The 21132-nt window shown below is 62.8% G+C and carries 19 protein-coding genes and 1 pseudogene; all 20 read left to right on the top strand.

Going from position 1 to position 21132, the window contains the following annotated elements; all coding sequences use genetic code 11:
* Positions 1–167 precede the first annotated feature (167 nt).
* The 20 genes and pseudogenes from QFZ91_RS37610 (at position 168) to folC (ending at position 21110) form a co-directional block, all read left to right on the top strand.
* Positions 168–968, top strand: coding sequence for a GntR family transcriptional regulator (locus tag QFZ91_RS37610; RefSeq protein WP_176107165.1), 801 nt, complete (start codon positions 168–170; stop codon positions 966–968).
* Between the two features lie 156 nt (positions 969–1124).
* A pseudogene (gene sdhC / locus QFZ91_RS37605) lies at positions 1125–1542 on the top strand (succinate dehydrogenase, cytochrome b556 subunit).
* A gap of 3 nt (positions 1543–1545) precedes the next feature.
* Entirely contained in the window at positions 1546–1914 is a 369-nt protein-coding gene (gene sdhD / locus QFZ91_RS37600) for a succinate dehydrogenase, hydrophobic membrane anchor protein (RefSeq protein WP_013092932.1), read from the top strand.
* A 4-nt stretch (positions 1915–1918) separates the two neighbouring features.
* Positions 1919–3694, top strand: coding sequence for a succinate dehydrogenase flavoprotein subunit (sdhA, locus tag QFZ91_RS37595; RefSeq protein ID WP_176107166.1), 1776 nt, complete (start codon positions 1919–1921; stop codon positions 3692–3694).
* A gap of 26 nt (positions 3695–3720) precedes the next feature.
* Positions 3721–4425: a succinate dehydrogenase iron-sulfur subunit gene (locus QFZ91_RS37590; protein WP_008924387.1), complete on the top strand. Its 705-nt coding sequence runs from the start codon at positions 3721–3723 to the stop codon at positions 4423–4425.
* An 84-nt stretch (positions 4426–4509) separates the two neighbouring features.
* Positions 4510–4782, top strand: coding sequence for a succinate dehydrogenase assembly factor 2 (locus QFZ91_RS37585; protein WP_008924386.1), 273 nt, complete (start codon positions 4510–4512; stop codon positions 4780–4782).
* A gap of 72 nt (positions 4783–4854) precedes the next feature.
* The gene (gene gltA / locus QFZ91_RS37580; RefSeq protein ID WP_176107167.1) at positions 4855–6156 is read left to right on the top strand and encodes a citrate synthase; all 1302 of its coding nucleotides are present in this window, start codon (positions 4855–4857) and stop codon (positions 6154–6156) included.
* A gap of 319 nt (positions 6157–6475) precedes the next feature.
* Positions 6476–7885 carry a 3-isopropylmalate dehydratase large subunit gene (gene leuC / locus QFZ91_RS37575; protein WP_176378862.1) on the top strand — a complete coding sequence of 470 codons (1410 nt, stop codon included), beginning with the start codon at positions 6476–6478 and terminating at the stop codon, positions 7883–7885.
* Positions 7886–7890: 5 nt separating this feature from the next.
* Positions 7891–8049: an entericidin A/B family lipoprotein gene (locus QFZ91_RS37570; protein ID WP_429570379.1), complete on the top strand. Its 159-nt coding sequence runs from the start codon at positions 7891–7893 to the stop codon at positions 8047–8049.
* Between the two features lie 83 nt (positions 8050–8132).
* Positions 8133–8786, top strand: coding sequence for a 3-isopropylmalate dehydratase small subunit (gene leuD, locus QFZ91_RS37565; RefSeq protein ID WP_429570378.1), 654 nt, complete (start codon positions 8133–8135; stop codon positions 8784–8786).
* A gap of 87 nt (positions 8787–8873) precedes the next feature.
* The gene (leuB, locus tag QFZ91_RS37560; RefSeq protein ID WP_429570377.1) at positions 8874–9941 is read left to right on the top strand and encodes a 3-isopropylmalate dehydrogenase; all 1068 of its coding nucleotides are present in this window, start codon (positions 8874–8876) and stop codon (positions 9939–9941) included.
* 326 nt (positions 9942–10267) lie between these two features.
* Entirely contained in the window at positions 10268–11389 is a 1122-nt protein-coding gene (gene asd, locus QFZ91_RS37555) for an aspartate-semialdehyde dehydrogenase (RefSeq protein ID WP_176378867.1), read from the top strand.
* Between the two features lie 138 nt (positions 11390–11527).
* Positions 11528–14032, top strand: coding sequence for a FimV/HubP family polar landmark protein (locus tag QFZ91_RS37550; protein ID WP_429570376.1), 2505 nt, complete (start codon positions 11528–11530; stop codon positions 14030–14032).
* A complete protein-coding gene (gene truA, locus QFZ91_RS37545) occupies positions 14029–14841 on the top strand; it encodes a tRNA pseudouridine(38-40) synthase TruA (protein ID WP_429570375.1) in 813 nt (270 codons plus the stop codon). Before QFZ91_RS37550 ends, truA begins: the two co-directional genes overlap by 4 nt.
* Positions 14838–15548 (top strand): phosphoribosylanthranilate isomerase, encoded by a 711-nt coding sequence (locus QFZ91_RS37540; protein ID WP_429570958.1) that lies wholly within the window; start codon positions 14838–14840, stop codon positions 15546–15548. The genes truA and QFZ91_RS37540 overlap by 4 nt, the downstream gene beginning before the upstream one ends.
* A 60-nt stretch (positions 15549–15608) precedes the next feature.
* On the top strand, positions 15609–16802 hold the full coding sequence (trpB, locus tag QFZ91_RS37535; protein ID WP_013092943.1) for a tryptophan synthase subunit beta: 1194 nt from the start codon (positions 15609–15611) through the stop codon (positions 16800–16802).
* Positions 16803–16811: 9 nt separating this feature from the next.
* Positions 16812–17726, top strand: coding sequence for a DNA-methyltransferase (locus tag QFZ91_RS37530; protein ID WP_429570374.1), 915 nt, complete (start codon positions 16812–16814; stop codon positions 17724–17726).
* Positions 17727–17806: 80 nt separating this feature from the next.
* Positions 17807–18619, top strand: a complete 813-nt coding sequence (trpA, locus tag QFZ91_RS37525; RefSeq protein WP_429570373.1) for a tryptophan synthase subunit alpha — start codon at positions 17807–17809, stop codon at positions 18617–18619.
* Positions 18620–18697: 78 nt separating this feature from the next.
* A complete protein-coding gene (accD, locus tag QFZ91_RS37520) occupies positions 18698–19570 on the top strand; it encodes an acetyl-CoA carboxylase, carboxyltransferase subunit beta (protein WP_176378872.1) in 873 nt (290 codons plus the stop codon).
* 229 nt (positions 19571–19799) lie between these two features.
* Complete coding sequence (gene folC / locus QFZ91_RS37515; RefSeq protein WP_429485451.1) at positions 19800–21110, top strand: bifunctional tetrahydrofolate synthase/dihydrofolate synthase; 1311 nt, start codon at positions 19800–19802, stop codon at positions 21108–21110.
* Positions 21111–21132: the final 22 nt, after the last annotated feature.

Genomic DNA, 21132 nt, shown 5'->3' with positions numbered 1-21132 from the left:
GCGGCGCTGCATCAAACAGCTGCCGCAAAATCCCGCAAACCCTTGCTCGACAAGGAGTGTAGGAGTCGAAACTCACAAAGTCAACAGTATCTTATGTCTTATATAAGACACATCTATCGAAGGGAAAACCCTAGACGTGCCCCGGCGCTTTATGATGAAATGCGCGCATGAATTCGAACCCGGCGAATCCTGTAAACCCGAATGGCCAAGGGGCCGCGGGCGAAGCTGTATCCGCTGTTTCCGCTGCCGCGTCGCCGACCTTCAGCCCCTTGTATCAGCAAATCAAGGGCTTGATTACGCAAAGCCTCGAAAGCGGCGAATGGAAGCCGGGCGAGATCATTCCTAGCGAAGTCGAACTGGCCGCGCGTTTCAAGGTGAGTCAGGGTACGGTGCGCAAGGCGATCGACGAGCTGGCCGCCGACAACCTGCTGGTGCGCCGTCAGGGCAAGGGCACGTTCGTTGCGACGCACAACGAAGAACGCGCGCAGTTCCGTTTCCTGAGATTGCTCGCCGACGACGGCGCGGAGCATCCGCACGTGAGCCGTCTGCTCGAATGCCGGCGGCTGCGCGCATCGGCGGAAATCGCCCGGCAACTCGATCTGAAGCCGGCCGATCCGGTCGTGCTGATCAAGCGTTTGCTGCAGTTCGACGGCGAAGTGACCGTGCTCGACGAAATCTGGCTGCCGGGCGCCGTGTTCCGCGGGCTCACGCTCGAGCGGCTTTCGGAGTACAAAGGTCCCCTCTACGCGATGTTCGAGACCGAATTCGGCACCCGCATGATTCGCGCGACGGAAAAAATCCGCGCGGTCGCGGCGGAGCCTTCCGTGGCAGACCTGCTGCATGTGCCGGCGGGTTTTCCGTTGCTCTCGGTCGAGCGAGTGTCCTATACCTATGGGGACCGGCCGGTTGAGGTCCGGCGAGGTTGGTATGTCACAACCGGGTATTACTATCAGAACGATCTGAGCTGAATCGGGCTGAAACGAGGCGCGGCGTCCCACACGCGTGCCGATCGGAAGGCGCTTTCATAGCGCGCGCAGCAAGGACCTGGCGTGGTTTTCGCTGCAGCGCGATATAAAAAGGCGCTAAAATTGCGGATTAGTGTGACTACATAGTAGGGGTCTAGCATGGCAGAAGCGGTAAAGAAACCGAGGCCGGAATTCCGGAACATCGGTATTGGGCAAATATTGACGGCATACCGTCTCCCGCTGGCGGGGCGCGTGTCGATTCTGCATCGTGTGAGCGGTGCCTTGTTGTTTCTTTTCCTTCCGTTCCTGCTGTTCCTCTTCGATCAGAGCCTGACTTCCGAACTGAGCTTCGAAGTCTTCAAGGGCTTCCTCTCCAACATCATCGTCAAGCTGATCACGCTGGTTCTCGCGTGGGCTTTCCTGTTCCATTTCTGCGCCGGCATCCGTCACCTCTTGATGGATACGAATCACGATGCCGTGTCGAAAGAAAAGGGCAAGTCGACCTCTATCGTCGTGTTTGTCGTGTCGTCGCTGCTTACCATCGCATTCGCGGCAAAAACTGTTCGGAGCATTCTAAAAAATGGCAGCCAATAACCGAATCGGTTCGAAGCGTCTCGTCGTCGGCGCGCATTACGGTCTGCGCGACTGGCTCGCGCAACGCGTCACCGCCGTCGTGATGGCGGTGTACACGGTGATTCTGCTCGCGTGGTTCTTCCTCGCACGCGACTTCTCGTACGACGGCTGGGCGTCGATCTTCGCGACGCAGTGGATGAAGCTCGCCACGTTCGTCACGCTTCTCTCGCTGTTCTATCACGCGTGGGTGGGTGTGCGCGACATCTGGATGGATTACGTGAAGCCCGTTGGCACGCGTCTCGTCCTGCAGGCGCTGACGATCCTCTGGCTGCTCGCATGTGCGGGCTACGCTGCGCAGATTCTCTGGAGAGTATAAAAGCATGGTTGCAATCAAGAATTCTCTGCCGCGTCGCAAGTTTGACGTGGTTATCGTCGGCGCGGGCGGCTCGGGGATGCGCGCGTCGCTGCAACTGGCGCGCGCCGGTCTGTCGGTCTGCGTGCTGTCCAAGGTGTTTCCGACGCGTTCGCATACGGTCGCGGCCCAGGGCGGCATCGGCGCTTCGCTCGGCAACATGAGCGAAGACAACTGGCACTATCACTTCTACGACACGATCAAGGGCTCCGACTGGCTCGGCGACCAGGACGCGATCGAGTTCATGTGCCGTGAAGCACCGAACGCCGTCTACGAACTCGAACACTTCGGCATGCCGTTCGACCGTAACGCCGACGGCACGATCTATCAGCGCCCGTTCGGCGGCCACACCGCGAACTACGGCGAAAAGCCGGTGCAACGCGCTTGCGCAGCGGCTGACCGTACCGGTCACGCGCTGCTGCACACGCTGTACCAGCAGAACGTTGCTGCCAAGACGCAATTCTTCGTCGAATGGATGGCGCTGGACCTGATCCGCGACGCCGACGGCGACGTGCTCGGCGTGACCGCGCTGGAAATGGAAACCGGCGACGTCTACATCCTCGAAGGCAAGACCACGCTGTTCGCCACGGGCGGCGCAGGCCGGATCTTCGCGGCATCGACCAACGCGTTCATCAACACCGGTGACGGCCTCGGCATGGCGGCCCGGTCGGGCATCGCGCTGCAGGACATGGAATTCTGGCAATTCCACCCGACCGGCGTGGCCGGCGCGGGCGTGCTGATCACAGAAGGCGTGCGCGGCGAAGGCGGTATTCTGCGTAACTCGAACGGCGAGCGTTTCATGGAACGCTACGCGCCGACGCTGAAGGACCTGGCGCCGCGCGACTTCGTTTCTCGTTCGATGGACCAGGAAATCAAGGAAGGCCGCGGCGTGGGTCCGAACAAGGATCACGTGCTGCTCGACCTATCGCACATCGGCGCCGAGACGATCATGAAGCGTCTGCCGTCGATCCGCGAGATCGCGCTGAAGTTCGCGAACGTCGACTGCATCAAGGAGCCGATCCCGGTCGTGCCGACCATCCACTACCAGATGGGCGGTATTCCGACGAACATCAACGGCCAGGTCGTCGGTACGCCGAAGGGCCACGAAGAAGTCGTCAACGGTTTCTACGCAGTGGGCGAATGCTCGTGCGTGTCGGTGCACGGTGCGAACCGTCTCGGCACGAACTCGCTGCTCGACCTCGTGGTGTTCGGCCGTGCTGCCGGCAACCACATCGTCAAGCACGTGAAGGAACTGAAGGAACACAAGCCGCTGCCGGCAGATGCAGCCGACTTCGCGCTGTCGCGTCTGGCGAAGCTCGATAGCTCGTCGTCGGGCGAGTACGCCCAGTCGGTCGCGAACGACATCCGCGGCACGATGCAGAAGCACGCTGGCGTGTTCCGCACCTCGGCGCTGCTGGCCCAAGGTGTCGAAGCCATCCGCGAAGTGGCCGCACGCGTCGACAATATCCATCTGAAGGATAAGTCGAAGGTGTTCAACACGGCCCGCGTCGAAGCGCTGGAAGTGGCGAACCTGATCGAAGTGGCGCGCGCCACGATGGTCTCCGCCGAAGCGCGCAAGGAAAGCCGTGGCGCGCACGCGCAAAACGACTTCGAACATCGCGACGACGAAAACTGGCTGCGCCATACGTTGTGGTTCAGCGAAGGCGATCGCCTCGACTACAAGCCGGTGCACATGAAGCCGCTGACCGTCGAATCGGTTCCGCCGAAAGCGCGTACCTTCTAAGGCACAAGTCAAAGGAATTCAGAGAAATGGCCAAGCGTACATTTGAAATTTACCGCTACGATCCGGACAAGGACGCCGCTCCGCGCATGCAAACGTACGAGATCGAAATCGACTCGCACGAACGCATGCTGCTCGACGCGCTCGTCAAGCTGAAGGCGCTCGACGAAACCCTGTCGTTCCGTCGCTCGTGCCGCGAAGGCGTGTGCGGTTCGGACGCAATGAACATCAACGGCAAGAACGGCCTCGCGTGCCTGACGAACCTGAACGACCTGCCGCAGAAGATCGTGCTGCGTCCGCTGCCGGGCCTGCCCGTCGTGCGTGACCTGATCTGCGACTTCACGCAGTTCTTCAACCAGTATCACTCGATCAAGCCGTACCTGATCAACGATACGCCGCCGCCGGAAAAGGAGCGTCTGCAGTCGCCGGAAGAACGCGACGAGCTCGACGGCCTGTACGAATGTATCCTGTGCGCGAGCTGCTCGACGTCGTGCCCGAGCTTCTGGTGGAATCCGGACAAGTTCGTCGGCCCGGCCGGTCTGCTGCAAGCCTACCGCTTCATCGCGGACAGCCGCGACCAGGCAACCGGCGAGCGCCTCGATAACCTCGAAGACCCTTACCGTCTGTTCCGTTGCCACACGATCATGAACTGCGTCGACGTTTGCCCGAAGGGCCTGAACCCGACCAAGGCAATCGGCAAGATCAAGGAATTGATGGTTCGCCGCGCTGTCTAGTATCAATGAGCCCCGCGCTCCCTGGCGCAGGCTGTCCCCGAGAGGGCAGTCAGCGCGCCTGGGCGCGGCGCGGGGTGTACCGACATGACCGATACATCGCATCAGTCCGACCCTCTCCGCCGCGCGCGTCTTCGCTGGCGCGCACGGCGGGGCCTGCTGGAAAACGACCTGATTTTCGAGCGTTTTTTCAGCCGATATGAGCATGACCTCAGCGATGCCGACGTTGGCGCACTCACGCGCCTGCTCGAGCTGAGCGATAACGACCTGATGGACTTGCTGCTCGCACGCAAGGAACCAGAAGGCGATCTAGCCGACCCGGACGTGGTCCGGGTTCTGGAGTTGCTGCGCAATGCTTGAGCGCCGCCAGTCCGTTGTTCCAGGCGTGCAATTATCGAAACCCTGTATTCATACTTCGATTGAGGATGTGCTATGACCCCGTCAGATGTTAAAGCCACGCTATCGTTCAGCGACAATTCGCCGAGCGTTGAAATGCCGATTTACAAGGGCACGATTGGCCCGGATGTAATCGACATTCGCAAACTGTACGGCCAGACCGGCAAATTCACGTACGACCCGGGCTTCATGTCGACGGCGGCGTGCAATTCGGCGATCACCTACATCGACGGCGACAAGGGCGAATTGCTCTACCGCGGCTACGCGATCGACAACCTCGCGCAGAACGCCGACTTCCTCGAAACCTGCTATCTGCTGCTGAACGGCGAGCTGCCGAACGAAAAGCAGAAGACCGAATTCGTCGGCACCGTCACGAAGCACACGATGGTGCACGAGCAGATGCAGTTCTTCTTCCGCGGCTTCCGTCGCGACGCGCACCCGATGGCGATTCTGGTTGCCGCAGTCGGCGCGCTGTCGGCGTTCTATCACGACTCGCTCGACATCAATAACCCGCGTCACCGCGAAGTGTCGGCGATCCGCATGATCGCCAAGCTGCCCACGCTGGTCGCGATGGCGTACAAGTACAGCATCGGCCAGCCGTTCGTGTATCCGAAGAACGACCTGTCGTACAGCGCAAACTTCATGCGCATGATGTTCTCGAATCCGTGCGAAGAGTACGTGGTCAACGACGTGCTGGTGCGCGCGCTCGACCGCATCCTGATCCTGCACGCGGACCACGAGCAGAACGCGTCGACCTCGACCGTGCGTCTCGCCGGTTCGTCGGGTGCGAATCCGTTCGCGTGTATCGCAGCGGGTATCGCGTGTCTGTGGGGCCCAGCGCACGGCGGCGCGAACGAAGCCGCGCTGAACATGCTGGAAGAAATCGGCTCGGTCGACAACATCCCTGAGTTCATCAAGCAGGTGAAGGACAAGAACTCGGGCGTGAAGCTGATGGGCTTCGGCCACCGCGTGTACAAGAACTACGACCCGCGCGCGAAGCTGATGCGCGAAACCTGCCACGAAGTGCTCGAAGAGCTGGGCCTGCACGACGACCCGCTGTTCAAGCTCGCGATGGAACTCGAAAAGATCGCGCTCGAAGACGAATACTTCGTGTCGCGCAAGCTGTACCCGAACGTCGACTTCTACTCGGGTATCGTGCAGCGCGCGCTGGGCATTCCGACGTCGATGTTCACGTGTATCTTCGCGATGGCGCGTACGGTCGGCTGGATCGCGCAGTGGAACGAAATGATCGCCGATCCTGAGCAGAAGATTGGTCGTCCGCGTCAGCTGTTCGTCGGCGAGACACTGCGTCAAGCGAAGCCGATTGCACAGCGCTAAGCGCTGATCGACCGCGATACGCGCGCCTGGCCGCGGCATTCGTGCCGCGCACAAGCGCGAAATCGGAGCAAATGAAACGCCTCAACGGGTCTACCGTTGGGGCGTTTCCGTTTCTGCGGCCGCCGCGGATCGCGCATGCGGCGCATTGGCGCCGCCGCTCGCCGATGCTTGCCGGGTAACACCGATACAGGTATTGGCACTACCAGCCAACTCCATGTTTTTTATCGGTTTTTTCGCTGTTTAAGCAGTCCATCGCGGTGCGTCGCGTGGCATAATCGACCGACACAGTCAGCCCGCAGTCATTACTACCCCGCATACCATGGCACAGACTCTCTACGACAAATTGTGGAACACGCACGTGGTCCACACGGAAGACGACGGCACCGCGATTCTCTACATCGACCGTCACCTGCTGCATGAAGTGACCAGCCCGCAGGCGTTCGAAGGCCTGAAAATGGCTCACCGTCCGGTGTGGCGCATCAGCGCGAACCTGGCCGTGTCCGATCACAACGTGCCAACCACGGACCGCAGCCACGGCATCGCCGATCCGGTCTCGAAGCTCCAGGTCGACACGCTCGACGCGAACTGCGACGCCTTCGGCATCACGCAGTTCAAGATGAACGACCAGCGTCAGGGCATCGTCCACATCATCGGGCCGGAACAGGGCGCTACGCTGCCGGGTATGACGATCGTCTGCGGCGACTCGCACACGTCCACGCACGGCGCGTTCGGCGCGCTCGCGCATGGCATAGGCACGTCGGAAGTCGAGCACGTGCTGGCCACGCAAACGCTGCTGCAGAAGAAGAGCAAGAACATGCTCGTGAAGGTCGAGGGCCAACTGCCGCGCGGCTGTACCGCGAAGGACATCGTGCTCGCGATCATCGGCAAAATCGGCACCGCGGGCGGCACCGGTTACGCGATGGAATTCGGCGGCTCGACGATCCGTTCGCTGACGATGGAAGGCCGCATGACGGTCTGCAACATGGCGATCGAAGCGGGCGCGCGCGCCGGCATGGTCGCCGTCGACGACACCACGATCGAATACCTGAAAGGCCGTCCGTTCTCGCCGCAGGGCGTCGAGTGGGATCACGCGGTCGAGTACTGGAAGCAGTTCAAGTCGGACGAGGGCGCGCATTTCGATCGCGTGGTCGAGCTGAACGCGGCCGAAATCGTGCCGCAGGTCACTTGGGGCACGTCGCCGGAAATGGTCACACCGGTCGACGGCCGCGTGCCGGATCCGGAGCGCGAGAAGGACCCGGTCAAGCGCGACGCGATGGAGCGTGCGCTCAAGTACATGGCGCTCGAGCCGAACGCGCCGATCGAGTCGATCAAGCCGGATAAAATCTTCATCGGGTCGTGCACCAACGCGCGCATCGAAGACATTCGCGCCGCGGCTTACGTCGTGAAGAAGCTTGGCCGCCGCGTCGCGCCGAACATCCGTCTGGCGATGGTCGTGCCGGGTTCGGGTCTCGTGAAGGCGCAGGCGGAGCGTGAAGGCCTCGACAAGGTCTTTACCGAGGCCGGGTTCGAATGGCGTGAGCCGGGTTGCTCGATGTGTCTGGCAATGAACGCCGACCGGCTCGAGCCGGGCGAGCGCTGCGCGTCCACGTCGAACCGGAACTTCGAAGGTCGTCAGGGCGCCGGTGGGCGCACGCACCTGGTGAGCCCCGCAATGGCCGCGGCTGCGGCCATCGAAGGGCATTTCGTCGACATTCGCAAGCTTGGATGAATCGCATGATGAAGAACATGAATCGCATCACTCTATTGCGCCGCTTCGCACTCGGCACGCTCGTCGGGCTTCTGCTCGGGCTGGCCGGATGCAACACGGTGCACGGATTCGGCCAGGACATGTCGCACCTCGGCAATTCGATCAGCAATCACGCTGAGAAATAAGCGGTTTTTGATTTTTGCCGGCGATGCGGCGCGGGGGTCCAACCGCCGGTCGCATCGCCCGGTCCTGAACAGGCGCAAGCGTCATGGAAAAATTCATCGTACACACCGGCGTCGTGGCGCCGCTCGATCGCGAGAACGTCGACACGGACGCGATCATTCCGAAGCAGTTCTTGAAGTCGATCAAGCGCACGGGCTTCGGTCCGAACGCGTTCGACGAATGGCGCTACCTCGACCACGGCGAACCGGGTCAGGACAACTCGAAGCGTCCGCTGAACCCGGACTTCGTGCTGAACCAGCCGCGCTATCAGGGCGCTTCGGTGCTGCTCGCGCGCAAGAATTTCGGTTGCGGCAGCTCGCGCGAACACGCGCCCTGGGCGTTGCAGCAGTACGGCTTTCGCGCGCTGATCGCGCCGAGCTTCGCCGACATCTTCTACAACAACTGCTTCAAGAACGGCGTGCTGCCGATCGTGCTGACCGAACAGCAGGTCGATCATCTGTTCAACGAGACGTATGCGTTCAACGGCTTCGAGCTGACGATCGACCTCGAAGCGCAAGTCGTGCGCACGGCCGACGGCGGCACCGAATATCCGTTCGAAGTCGCGGCGTTCCGCAAATACTGCCTGCTGAACGGTTTCGACGACATCGGCCTCACGCTGCGTCACGCGGACAAGATCCGCCAATTCGAAGCGGAGCGTCTCGCGAAGCAGCCGTGGCTGAACAATCGCCTCGTCCGTTAAGCGAACCCGTGAGAATGTAGGCGCGTCTAGTCCGCGCCCGCGTCGGTTTGCGCGAGAAACACCCGAAAAAATCATCAAGGAATTCGCATGAAGATCGCAGTATTGCCGGGCGACGGCATCGGTCCCGAAATCGTCAAGGAGGCCGTCAAGGTCCTGAACGTGCTCGGCGAGAAGTTCGAACTCGAAGAAGCGCCGGTCGGCGGCGCGGGCTACGAAGCGAAGGGCCATCCGCTGCCCGATTCGACGCTCGCATTGGCGAAGGAAGCCGACGCGATCCTGTTCGGCGCGGTCGGCGACTGGAAATACGACAAGCTCGAACGCGCGCTGCGCCCGGAGCAGGCGATCCTCGGTCTGCGCAAGCACCTCGAACTGTTCGCGAACTTCCGTCCGGCGATCTGCTACCCGCAACTGACGGGTGCGTCGTCGCTGAAGGAAGAGATCGTTTCGGGTCTCGACATCCTGATCGTGCGCGAACTGAACGGCGACATCTACTTCGGCGCGCCGCGCGGCGTGCGTACGTCGCCGGACGGCCTGTTCGCCGGCGCAAAGGAAGGCTTCGACACGATGCGCTATTCGGAACCGGAAGTGCGCCGCATCGCGCGCGTCGCGTTCCAGGCGGCGCAAAAGCGCGGCAAGAAGCTGACCTCGGTCGATAAAGCCAACGTGCTCGAAACGTCGCAGTTCTGGAAGGACGTGATGATCGACGTGTCGAAGGAATATGCGGACGTCGAGCTGTCGCACATGTACGTCGACAACGCCGCGATGCAGCTCGTGAAGGCGCCGAAGTCGTTCGACGTGATCGTGACGGGCAACATGTTCGGCGACATCCTTTCCGACGAAGCGGCCATGCTGACCGGCTCGATCGGCATGCTGCCGTCGGCGTCGCTCGACAAGAACAACAAGGGCTTGTACGAGCCGTCGCACGGTTCCGCACCAGATATCGCCGGCAAGGGCGTTGCGAATCCACTCGCTACGATTCTCTCCGCCGCGATGATGTTGCGCTATTCGCTGAATAAGGCCGAGCAGGCTGATCGCATCGAAACCGCCGTGAAGAAGGTGCTCGAACAAGGCTATCGCACCGGCGACATTCTCACGCCGGGTTGCAAGCAGGTCGGCACCGCCGCGATGGGCGATGCCGTCGTGGCCGCGCTGTAAAACGCGTGCAGTAGTCAGGTCACAATACTGATCGTTAAAGCGCGAATCGTCCTTGAAACAGGCCGATTCGCGCATCATACGGCGAAGAACGCCGCCAGTTTTCTGTTTTCGTGTATATTGTTGCGATGGCTCAGATCTCCCAAATCTCCTCGATTTCCAAATTGCACGGCACAACGGCCCGTGCAATCGAGTTCGCCATTACCATCAAAACCATTACCCCGAAAACGATCACGAAGCGCTGATCGTCCGTCGTGCCCGCCCATCTTCCCCGCGCGGTCACTGCGGGCAAAGATGCGGGGAAGTTTCCATTCGAAGGGTATGAAGTCATGAACGTAGGTCTCGTAGGTTGGCGCGGCATGGTCGGCAGCGTCCTGATGCAACGCATGCAGCAGGAAGGCGATTTCGACTTGATCGAACCGGTGTTTTTCAGCACCAGCAACGCGGGTGGCAACGCGCCGTCGTTCGCCAAAAACGAGACCAAGCTCAAAGATGCGACAAGCATCGAAGACCTGAAGAAGTGCGACGCGATCATCTCCTGCCAGGGCGGTGACTACACGAACGAAGTGTTCCCGAAGCTGCGCGCGGCGGGCTGGAACGGGTACTGGATCGACGCGGCTTCGTCGCTGCGCATGAAGGACGATGCGGTCATCATTCTCGATCCGGTCAACCTCGACGTGATCAAGAACGCGCTCGTCAAAGGTCAGAAGAACTTCATCGGCGGCAACTGCACGGTCAGCCTCATGCTGATGGCGCTGGGCGGCCTGTTCCGCGAAAACCTCGTCGACTGGATGACGGCCATGACTTACCAGGCCGCATCGGGCGCGGGTGCGCAGAACATGCGCGAATTGCTGTCACAAATGGGCACGCTGAACGGCGCGGTGAAGAACGAACTGGCTGACCCGGCTTCGGCGATTCTCGACATCGACCGCCGCGTGCTCGAAGCGATGAACAGCGACAGCATGCCGACCGACCATTTCGGCGTGCCGCTCGCGGGCTCGCTGATTCCGTGGATCGATAAGGATCTCGGTAACGGCATGTCGAAGGAAGAGTGGAAGGGCGGCGCGGAAACCAACAAGATTCTCGGCAAGCCGGCCATGGGCACGCCGGGTTCGATTCCGGTCGACGGGCTGTGCGTGCGAATCGGCGCAATGCGCTGTCACTCGCAAGCGCTGACGATCAAGCTGAACAAGGACGTGCCGCTCGACGAAGTGAACAGCATCCTCGCGTCGGGCAACGACTGGGTCAAGGTCGTGCCGAACGAGCGCGAAGCGTCGATACGCGATCTGTCCCCGGCGGTCGTCACCGGTACGCTGACGGTGCCGGTCGGCCGCGTGCGCAAGCTCGCGATGGGTGGCGAATATCTGTCGGCCTTCACGGTCGGCGATCAGCTGCTGTGGGGCGCAGCTGAACCGCTGCGTCGTATGCTTCGCATTGTGCTCGACAAGTAAAGTAAACTACGCGCTCACGACGCGTAGACAACTCAAGAAGCGTCGCGCTTGCGCGGCGCTTTTTTCATTCTGTGCTCCGATCATCTTGTCTCTTTCCACTCGCAAAAAAGGCAGCGCGCTGACGCGCCAGGAGTCCCGATGAACTTTCGACGCTCCGCTCTTCGGGCCACGTTCATTCGTCACGAGAAGGTGCGATCCAGCAGCCGTCCGGCGGCGATGGCCGCTGGTGCCGCTTTCGCCATTGCTTTGCTCGGCGGTGGCGCGGGCAATGCGCTTGCCGCGCCGGCTCGTGCCACGGGCACGCCGGATACCGCTTCCGCTGGCAGTTCCACTACCGCTGTCGTTGCCGTCGTCGCGGGCGCGCAGTACACCGTACACGCAGGGCAGTCGCTGAACGATGTCGCGATCGCTATTACGCAGTCGCATGACCGCGCGGTTCTCGCGCGCGCGACGCGCGCATTGTTCGACACGAATCCGGCTGCGTTCATGAATCACGATCCGAGCCGCATGCGTGTGGGCGCGGTGTTGATTGTGCCGGCTCTCGATGCGTCGGGGGCCTTGGCTTCGTCGACTGGGGCCGCGGCGGGGGCGTCCGAGTCCACGGCGGCTGCGCCCGCTTCCGCGCCGACGGCGGCACCTGTCGAGGCTGCGGCCAGCACGGCGAGTGCGGCCAGCGCCGCAGCTCAAGCGACGACGCCAGCCGCATCCGAGGTCTCTGGCGCGGCCAGCGCGGCGGTATCGACTGGCGCGGCGGCGGGCGGCTTGGCTTCGTCCGCGCCAGTGGCCGGTTCGGCGTCCGTGGCGGCGAGTGGCACCCAGGAATGGACCGGATCGATTCAACCGGCGGCGAGCGCGCGTGCCGGGCAAGCGCCGTCGGCGGCAACCGCTATTGCACCGGCGGCCACAGCCGCGCAGGCGGCTTCGCAGCCGCGTCAGCAGGTGTCGAGTCTGCAGCAACTGCTGGCGCTGAAAAACCGTGTGCTGATGGAATTGCAGAAACACGGTATTGGCGGGGTGCCGGTCGCTTCGGGCCCGAAGCCGACGAGCGCTGCGCAGCTCACAGCGGCAGGCTCAGCGGCGACAGTGCCCGTGGCGCCGCAGCACGCGAATGCGGCGACGTCGCCGTCGAATGGCGGCGGCCTGTCTCAGCGCAATTTGAGCATCGCGGCGGCGGTGGGCGCGGCATTGGTCGTTCTGCTCGCTGCTCTGCGCATGGGTCGCCGCACGCGCGAAAAGGAGGCTGCGGCGCGGGGTGCCGAGGCAACTGATACCGCAGTGGCGGGATCGGCGGGTAACGCCGATTCGCACGATGGCAGCGCGGTGGCAGGGCAGGCAGCGGTCACGGAAGCATCGGACACGCAAGATCAGGAGCGTGCGCGGCAGGCCGCTGCGGAGCATGCGGCTGCGGAGCGCGAGGCAGCCGAGCAGGCAGCGGCAGAAAGCGCGGCGGCAGAACGTGCAGAGGCCGAGCAGCAGGCCGCTGCGGAAAGAGCCGCAGCCGAACAGGCCGCAGAGGAGCGAGCAGCAGCAGAGCGAGCAGGAGCCGAGGAACATGCCGCGGCGGAACGCGTCGCAGCGGAACGGGCGGCAGCCGAACAAGCAGCAGCCGAACAAGCAGCGGCACGCGTCGCCGCCGAACATGCGGAAGCGGAACGCACAGCAGCAGCGCGCATCGCAGCCGAGCGCGCCGCAGAGGAACAGGCGACACAGCATGCAGGCACGCCCGAACCTACCGCACCGACGGCGCCACTCGCCGGCATCGCGCCGTCCAGCGAAAGTGAGCCGTCCACTGAGCCTCCATCGGTCGCACCGGCCACCGACGAGACGCTGCGCTCCGCGGCCACGGCCGCCAATCTCGCCGCCGCGGCAGAGCTCGGCGCCGACGCGTTGCCGCTGGGGCCGCACGAACCGGCCATCGGTGCGACGCAGGACGAGAACGCGCATCGCGTGCAATGGGACGAGGAATCCACAGAAAGCCCGAGCGCACCGCACACCGCGACGGCCGAACCGCAGTCCCCCTTGGACGTTCCACCCCCAGTGATCGATTTCACGCAACACCAGATCGAACCGCGCGCCACCACGTCGCTCGGTCAGCCGTCAGGCGACATCCCCGTGCCGACGCAACCCGCGCCGTCCGCGCCGACCGAATTCCCGCGCGACGCCGTCGACGCATTCGGCAGCCTGAACATGCCGCTGCCGCCGCGCATCGAAGTGCCCACCGTCGGCGAAGCGGTGCCGGCCACGTCGCTGTCGACGCAACCCGTCGCATCGCCCGACACGACCGCGCAGCAGGCCTTCGGCGTCCACGGCGCGGACAACGATGCGCCGCACATCGCCGACCAGATCGCCGCCGGCACAGCGGGTCACGGCGCCGTCGCGGGTCTCGGCGCGGCTGGCTTCGGCGCGCTGAAGCTCGACTTCGACCTCGAGTTGCCGCCGAGCCCGGCCCAGCCGCTGCCGACCTTCACGCCGGCCGATCTCGCCCATATCGCGCGCAACAAGCTGGAGTTGGCCTCCGAGTACATCGAGCTCGGCGATCTGGGGGGCGCCCGCGCGCTCATCAACGAAGTGATCGAAGCGAACGATCCAGCCACGCGCACCGAAGCCCGCGCATTGCTTTCGACCCTCGCGCCGCTGTCGTGAAGCGCATCGCATTAGGCGTCCAGTACGACGGCGCCGCGTTCGCTGGATGGCAGTCGCAGCCGCACGGCAACACGGTTCAGGACGAACTCGAACGGGCGCTGCGCGAATTCACGCGCACGCCCGTGCACACGGTGGTCGCCGGCCGCACTGACCGCGGCGTGCATGGCTTGGGCCAGGTCGTACATTTCGACACCGAACTCGACCGCGTCGATATCTCCTGGGTACGCGGCCCGAACGCGTTTCTGCCGAAGACGATCCGGGTGCAATGGGCCAAGCCGATGCCCGACGATTTTCACGCGCGGTTTTCGGCATTCGAGCGGACCTATTACTACTTGCTGTATGTCAGTCCGGTTCGCTCACCGATGCTCACGACCCGCGCCGGCTGGGTGCACACGCCACTCGACGTCGGCGCGATGCGCTCGGCCGCGGAGCACCTGATCGGCGAGCACGACTTTTCGGCCTTTCGTTCGTCGCAATGCCAGTCGAAGACGCCGTTCAAGCATCTGTACCAGATCGACGTCAAACGACAGGGTAACTTCGTGCATTTCCGCTTTCGCGCGAACGCGTTCCTGCATCACATGGTGCGCAACGTGATGGGCTGTCTGATCGAAATCGGCAGCGGCCGCCGCCCGGCCGCGTGGATGGCCGACGTGCTCGCGAGCCGCAGCCGCGACTGCGCGGCGCCCACCTTCATGCCCGACGGCCTGTATCTCGCGCAAGTGGGCTATCCTGAGCAATTCGGCGTGCCCGACCCGGCGACGGGCAGCGTGCCGTGGAGCAGCGTATGGACAGAACAACCGGAAACATGAAAGCCGCAGAGACCCCCGCCAACCAGGCCCACGCCACCGCCTTGCAAAGTGTGCCGCATCGCACGCGCATCAAGCTGTGCGGACTGTCGAAGCCCGCCGACATCGCACACGCGATCGACCTCGGCGCCGACGCCATCGGCCTGGTGTTCTATCCGCCGAGCGCGCGCTCGGTGAGCGTCGCGCAAGCGGTCGAACTCGTGCACGACATGCCGCCGTTCGTGTCGGTCGTCGGCCTGTTCGTCAACGCGACGCCGGACTGGGTCCAGGAAGTCGCGAGCAATGTGAACCTGACGATGTTGCAGTTCCACGGCGACGAGACGCCGGAACAGTGCGAGACGCTCGCCGGCGTTGCGGGTTTGCCTTGGTTGCGTGCGCTGCGGGTCGCGGCGGATACTCGGTCGGCCGATTTGGTAAAATCGGCGTTCAACTATTCAGCAGCCAGTGGTCTTCTGTTCGACACCCATGTCGAAGGCTACGGCGGCGGCGGGAAGGTTTTCGATTGGTCACTTATTCCAGCAGAGCTCGCGCATCGGGCCGTTTTGAGTGGTGGGTTGAACACGCAAAACGTCAGTGATGCGATCCATCGCGTGCGCCCGTACGCGGTCGATGTCTCGAGCGGCATCGAAGTGCCGGGCGCCCGGGGTGTGAAAGATCACGCCCGGATGGCGGCGTTCGTACGCGCGGTGCGCGCCGCGGACGCTGAATGATTCAGGCTCGCGGGCGCTTTCCGAGGAAAGCCGCGAGCCATCCTGAGAAGAGTGATCACCATGTACAACTTGCCTGACGAAAGAGGCCACTTCGGCCAGTTTGGGGGCGTGTTCGTAGCCGAAACGCTGTTTTCCGCACTCGACGAGTTGCGCGAAGCGTACGAGAAATATCAGAAAGACCCGGAATTCGTCGCCGAATACGAACGCGAACTGAAGTATTTCGTGGGTCGCCCCTCCCCGATTTATCACGCACAGCGCTGGAGCGAATTGCTCGGCGGCGCGCAGGTTTATCTGAAGCGTGAAGACCTGAATCACACCGGCGCGCACAAGATCAACAACGTGATCGGCCAGGCGCTGCTCGCCAAGCGCATGGGCAAGCCGCGCGTGATCGCGGAAACCGGTGCCGGTCAGCACGGCGTGGCCACGGCGACGATCTGCGCGCGCTTCGGCATGGAGTGCGTGGTCTACATGGGCGCCGAGGATGTACGCCGCCAGGCCGCCAACGTGTACCGCATGAAGCTGCTCGGCGCGACCGTTGTGCCGGTCGAATCGGGTTCGCGCACGCTGAAGGACGCGCTGAACGAAGCGATGCGCGACTGGGTCACCAACGTCGAAAATACGTTCTATATCATCGGCACAGTTGCGGGTCCGCATCCGTATCCGATGATGGTGCGCGACTTCCAGCGTGTGATCGGCGACGAATGCCGCGTGCAAATGCCCGAACTCGCCGGGCGCCAGCCGGATGCGGTCATCGCATGTGTTGGCGGCGGTTCGAATGCAATGGGTATCTTTTATCCGTACATCGACGACAAATCCGTGCAGTTGATTGGTGTCGAAGCGGCCGGCGACGGCATCGAAACGGGTCGCCACGCGGCTTCGCTGATCGGCGGCAGCCCCGGGGTGTTGCACGGCAATCGTACGTATCTGCTGCAGGATGAAGACGGCCAGATCATCGAGACGCACTCGGTATCGGCAGGTCTTGACTATCCGGGCGTCGGCCCCGAGCACGCGTGGCTAAAAGAGAGCAACCGCGCGCAATATGTCGGCATCACCGACGAAGAAGCGTTGAAGGCGTTCCACGACTGCTGCCGCATCGAGGGCATTATTCCTGCGCTGGAGTCGAGCCACGCGCTCGCGTACGCCACGAAGCTCGCGCCGACCTTGTCGAAAGACAAGATCCTGCTGGTCAACCTGTCGGGCCGCGGCGACAAGGACATGCACACGGTCGCCGAGCGATCGGGTATCCAGTTCTGAGCCGCGGCGATGCGCGACGAGTTCGACGAGCCGCAGCCGGCGATTGAAACCACGAATCCAGCCGCCAAAGTACCGGCGGCCGCGGCATCTGCACCGCTGCTTGCGCAAGTGCCGGCCGGCATTCAGCTGTTGAACCGCGATTTTCTGACCGATGTAGCGAACATTCCTGACGGGTCGATCGACCTGATCGTCTGCGATCCGCCTTACGGACTGGGGAAGGACTATGGCAACGACTCGGACATGCGCACGGGTGAGGAATTTCTCGTCTGGACGCGTGGCTGGCTCGATCTGGCTGTCCCGAAGCTCAAGCCGTCGGGTTCGCTGTACATTTTCTGCACCTGGCAATACGCGCCGGAAATCTTCAGTTTTCTGAAGACGAAACTCGTGATGGTTAACGAGATCATCTGGGACCGGCGCGTGCCGAGTATGGGCGGCACCACGCGCCGCTTCACGTCGGTGCACGACAACATCGGTTTTTTCGCGGTGTCGAAGGACTATTTCTTCGATCTCGATCCCGTGCGCATCCCGTACGACGCAGTCACGAAGAAGGCGCGTTCGCGAAAGTTGTTCGAAGGAAGCAAGTGGTTGGAGCTTGGCTATAATCCGAAGGATGTCTGGTCGGTCTCGCGTCTGCATCGGCAACATGCCGAGCGCGTCGCGCATCCGACCCAGAAACCTCTGGAAATCGTCGAGCGGATGGTGCTGTCCAGTTGCCCGAAGGGCGGCCGCGTGCTCGACCCGTTCATGGGCAGCGGCACCACCGCAGTCGCTTGCGTCCGTCATCAGCGCGAATTCGTCGGCTATGAGATCAACGAGAGCTATTGCGCGATAGCGCGCGAGCGCGTCAGCGCCGCCGCAACGCCTGCTGCGCCGCGTCGGACCCGAGCGAAGCCGAAAATGCAGCCGTCGACCGAAGTGCAGTGAAAAGCGCGAAATATGCCGCTAATTTCGCTTAAATATGTACGGCGATGAGCGCGCAGTAGCCCTAATTCGAGAATACTTCCATGTCCCGTATCAAGAACACGTTTGCCGCGCTGTCCGCCCAAGGTAAGAAAGGCTTGATTCCGTTCATGACCGCTGGCGATCCGGACCCGGCGCGCACGGTCGAATTCATGCACGCGCTCGCCGCCGGCGGCGCCGATGTGATTGAACTCGGCGTGCCGTTTTCCGACCCAATGGCCGACGGTCCGGTGATCCAGCAGTCGTCCGAACGTGCACTCGCAAAGGGCGTGTCGCTGCGTCACGTGCTGGCCGACGTCCAACGCTTCCGCGAAACCGACGACAAAACCCCCGTTGTGCTGATGGGCTATGCGAACCCTATCGAGCGAATGGGCGCCGAGGCCTTCGCGAAAGCCGCGAAGGAAGCCGGTGTCGATGGCGTGCTGGTGGTCGATTATCCGCCTGAAGAGTGCGCTAACTTCGCCCAACAGATGCAGTCTGCTGGTATCGATCCGATCTTTTTGCTCGCGCCGACCTCAACCGACGAACGTATCGCCGAAGTCGGCCGTATCGCCAGTGGCTACGTCTACTATGTGTCGCTGAAAGGGGTCACCGGCGCCGCAAATCTGGACGTTTCCAGCATCGCGAGTAAAATCCCGGCCATCAAGTCGCGCGTCCCCCTGCCAGTGGGCGTCGGTTTCGGCATTCGCGACGCGCAAACGGCGCGTGCGGTGGGTGAGGTGGCCGATGCCGTCGTGATCGGCAGCCGTATCGTTCAATTGCTCGAACAGGCAGCGCCCGACGCCGCTGCCGAGACGCTCAAGCGTTTCGTTGCCGAAGTGCGCGAGGCGCTCGATAGCGTCGCGACTGCCCGATAACAGTTATTTTTGTCGCGGTAACGTGAGCGGCGGGCTCGTCCCGCCGTTTGCGCGACTGCTGACCCAGAAGGATTCCCTATGAGCTGGCTCGACAAGCTGCTGCCGCCAAAAATCAAACAAACCGATCCGAAGAACCGCAAGGGAATTCCGGAAGGCCTGTGGATCAAGTGCCCGTCGTGCGAAGCCGTGCTGTATCGCAACGACGTGGAGGCCAATCTGCATGTTTGCCCGAAGTGCGACCATCACATGCGCATCGGCGCGCGTGAGCGGCTGGACAGCCTGCTCGACCCTGAAGGCCGCTACGAAATCGGCCAGGAAATCGTTCCGGTCGACGCGCTGAAGTTCAAAGATAGCCGCAAGTATCCTGAGCGCATCAAAGAGGCGATGGACGAAACGGACGAGACCGATGCAATGGTCGTGATGGGCGGCGCGATTCACACGCTGCCGGTCGTCGTGGCGAACTTCGAGTTCTCGTTCATGGGCGGCTCGATGGGGTCGGTGGTCGGCGAGCGTTTCGCGCGCGGCGCACAGAACGCGCTCGAACAGAAAGTGCCGTTCATCTGCGTCACCGCTTCGGGCGGTGCGCGGATGCAGGAAAGCCTGCTGTCGCTGATGCAGATGGCGAAGACCACCGCGATGCTCACGAAGCTGGCCGAAGCCAAGCTGCCGTTCATCTCGGTGCTGACCGACCCGACGATGGGCGGCGTGTCCGCGAGTTTCGCGTTTCTCGGCGACGTCGTGATCGCCGAGCCCAAGGCGCTGATCGGCTTTGCCGGCCCGCGCGTGATCGAACAGACTGTGCGCGAGAAACTGCCGGAAGGCTTCCAGCGCGCCGAGTTCCTGCTGCAAAAGGGCGCGATCGACATGATCGTCGATCGTCGCAAGCTGCGCGAAGAGATCGCGCAATTGCTGGCCCTGTTGAGCCATCAGCCGGCGGACGCGGTCGCGTAAGAACCGGGCACCGAAGCAATCAAGAAAATAGCGCGCCGCGTGAGCAATCAAGCGGCGCGCTGTCATTTCCGGGATAATTACGGTCGCCTGCGATGCCGTTTCGCGGTTTATGCGCACAAACCCGGCCTCCACGTGACCGGCGACCCGCGACCCGGACCGCAACCGCCTGACCAGCACCCTTCGCAGCACTGCAGAACCGAACTACCGCGACTCACTCAAGATTCACCCGATGACGACATTCCCCACCCTCGACGCGTGGCTCACGCACCTTGAATCCGCGCATCCGGTCGGCATCGACATGGGTTTGAGCCGCATCTCCCAGGTACGCGATGCGATGCAGCTGTCGTTCGCGTGCCCGATCATCACGGTCGGCGGCACGAACGGCAAAGGCTCGACCTGCGCGATTCTCGAAGCGATTCTGCTGCGCGCGGGCTACACCGTCGGCTGCCACACGTCGCCGCATCTGCTGTCGTTCAACGAGCGCGCGCGCATCAACGGCGCAATGGCGAGCGACGCAGATCTGCTGCCGCACTTCGAAGCGGTCGAAGCCGCGCGCCAGAGCCTGGCCAAACCGGTTTCGCTGACCTACTTCGAATTCACGACGCTGGCGATCATGAGCCTGTTCGCATCGCGCGGCCTCGACGCGGTGATTTTCGAGGTCGGCCTCGGCGGGCGTCTCGACGCGGTCAATATCCTCGATACCGACTGCGCGATCATCACCAGCATCGACATCGATCACACCGACTATCTCGGCGACACGCGCGAGAAAATCGCCTTCGAAAAGGCCGGTATCTTCCGCCCCGGCAAGCCGGCAATCTGCGCGGACCCGGTGCCGCCGCAATCGCTGATCGATCACGCGGAAAAGATCGGCGCACACTTGTGGCTGTTCGGCCGCGACTTCCGTTACGAAGGCCAAGCCGGTAGCGAGCGTCAGCAGTGGAGCTACGTCGGACCGACGCTGCGGCGCTCGGCGCTCGCCTATCCGTCGCTGCGCGGCGCGAATCAGCTAATCAACACGTCGGCGGCGCTGGCCGGGCTCGAAGCACTGCGCGACCGTCTGCCGGTGTCGGCGCAGGACATCCGGCTCGGCATCGCCAACGTGGATTTGCCGGGCCGTTTCCAGGTGCTGCCGGGCAAGCCGTCCATCGTGCTCGATGTCGGCCACAACCCGCATGCCGCCGCGGTGCTTGGACAGAATCTCGGCAACATGGGCTTCTTTCCGTACACGTACGCCGTGTTCGGTGCGATGCGCGACAAGGACATCGCCGGCGTGCTCAGTCATCTGAAAGGCGAGATCGATCACTGGTGCGTGACCGATCTGCCGACCCCGCGCGCCGCGTCCGCGCAAGAGCTGGAAACCGCGTTGCGCGAACTGGGCGTGGACGACAGCGCCGACAGCAGCGTCACGCGTTACGCGACGCCGGCAGAGGCTTTCCAGGACGCGCTAAAACGTGCGTCAGAGAATGATAGAATCGTGGTTTTCGGCAGTTTCTATACGGTAGCGGGTGTGATGGCCTACCGGAAATCGCAGCAACACTGAGCGGGCGCCAGGCTCGAACCAA

Source organism: Paraburkholderia sp. JPY419 (genome assembly GCF_050435705.1).
Classification (GTDB): Bacteria; Pseudomonadota; Gammaproteobacteria; order Burkholderiales; family Burkholderiaceae; genus Paraburkholderia; species Paraburkholderia youngii.
This window is presented reverse-complemented; position numbering and strand designations above follow the sequence as displayed.

What these genes read in the sequence shown, in the direction of transcription:
- QFZ91_RS37610 (WP_176107165.1), top strand. Translation starts at nt 168, where the DNA reads ATGAATTCGAACCCGGCGAATCCTGTAAACCCGAATGGCCAAGGGGCC.
- sdhD (WP_013092932.1), top strand. Translation starts at nt 1,546, where the DNA reads ATGGCAGCCAATAACCGAATCGGTTCGAAGCGTCTCGTCGTCGGCGCG.
- sdhA (WP_176107166.1), top strand. Translation starts at nt 1,919, where the DNA reads ATGGTTGCAATCAAGAATTCTCTGCCGCGTCGCAAGTTTGACGTGGTT.
- QFZ91_RS37590 (WP_008924387.1), top strand. Translation starts at nt 3,721, where the DNA reads ATGGCCAAGCGTACATTTGAAATTTACCGCTACGATCCGGACAAGGAC.
- QFZ91_RS37585 (WP_008924386.1), top strand. Translation starts at nt 4,510, where the DNA reads ATGACCGATACATCGCATCAGTCCGACCCTCTCCGCCGCGCGCGTCTT.
- gltA (WP_176107167.1), top strand. Translation starts at nt 4,855, where the DNA reads ATGACCCCGTCAGATGTTAAAGCCACGCTATCGTTCAGCGACAATTCG.
- leuC (WP_176378862.1), top strand. Translation starts at nt 6,476, where the DNA reads ATGGCACAGACTCTCTACGACAAATTGTGGAACACGCACGTGGTCCAC.
- QFZ91_RS37570 (WP_429570379.1), top strand. Translation starts at nt 7,891, where the DNA reads ATGATGAAGAACATGAATCGCATCACTCTATTGCGCCGCTTCGCACTC.
- leuD (WP_429570378.1), top strand. Translation starts at nt 8,133, where the DNA reads ATGGAAAAATTCATCGTACACACCGGCGTCGTGGCGCCGCTCGATCGC.
- leuB (WP_429570377.1), top strand. Translation starts at nt 8,874, where the DNA reads ATGAAGATCGCAGTATTGCCGGGCGACGGCATCGGTCCCGAAATCGTC.
- asd (WP_176378867.1), top strand. Translation starts at nt 10,268, where the DNA reads ATGAACGTAGGTCTCGTAGGTTGGCGCGGCATGGTCGGCAGCGTCCTG.
- QFZ91_RS37550 (WP_429570376.1), top strand. Translation starts at nt 11,528, where the DNA reads ATGAACTTTCGACGCTCCGCTCTTCGGGCCACGTTCATTCGTCACGAG.
- QFZ91_RS37540 (WP_429570958.1), top strand. Translation starts at nt 14,838, where the DNA reads ATGAAAGCCGCAGAGACCCCCGCCAACCAGGCCCACGCCACCGCCTTG.
- trpB (WP_013092943.1), top strand. Translation starts at nt 15,609, where the DNA reads ATGTACAACTTGCCTGACGAAAGAGGCCACTTCGGCCAGTTTGGGGGC.
- QFZ91_RS37530 (WP_429570374.1), top strand. Translation starts at nt 16,812, where the DNA reads ATGCGCGACGAGTTCGACGAGCCGCAGCCGGCGATTGAAACCACGAAT.
- trpA (WP_429570373.1), top strand. Translation starts at nt 17,807, where the DNA reads ATGTCCCGTATCAAGAACACGTTTGCCGCGCTGTCCGCCCAAGGTAAG.
- accD (WP_176378872.1), top strand. Translation starts at nt 18,698, where the DNA reads ATGAGCTGGCTCGACAAGCTGCTGCCGCCAAAAATCAAACAAACCGAT.
- folC (WP_429485451.1), top strand. Translation starts at nt 19,800, where the DNA reads ATGACGACATTCCCCACCCTCGACGCGTGGCTCACGCACCTTGAATCC.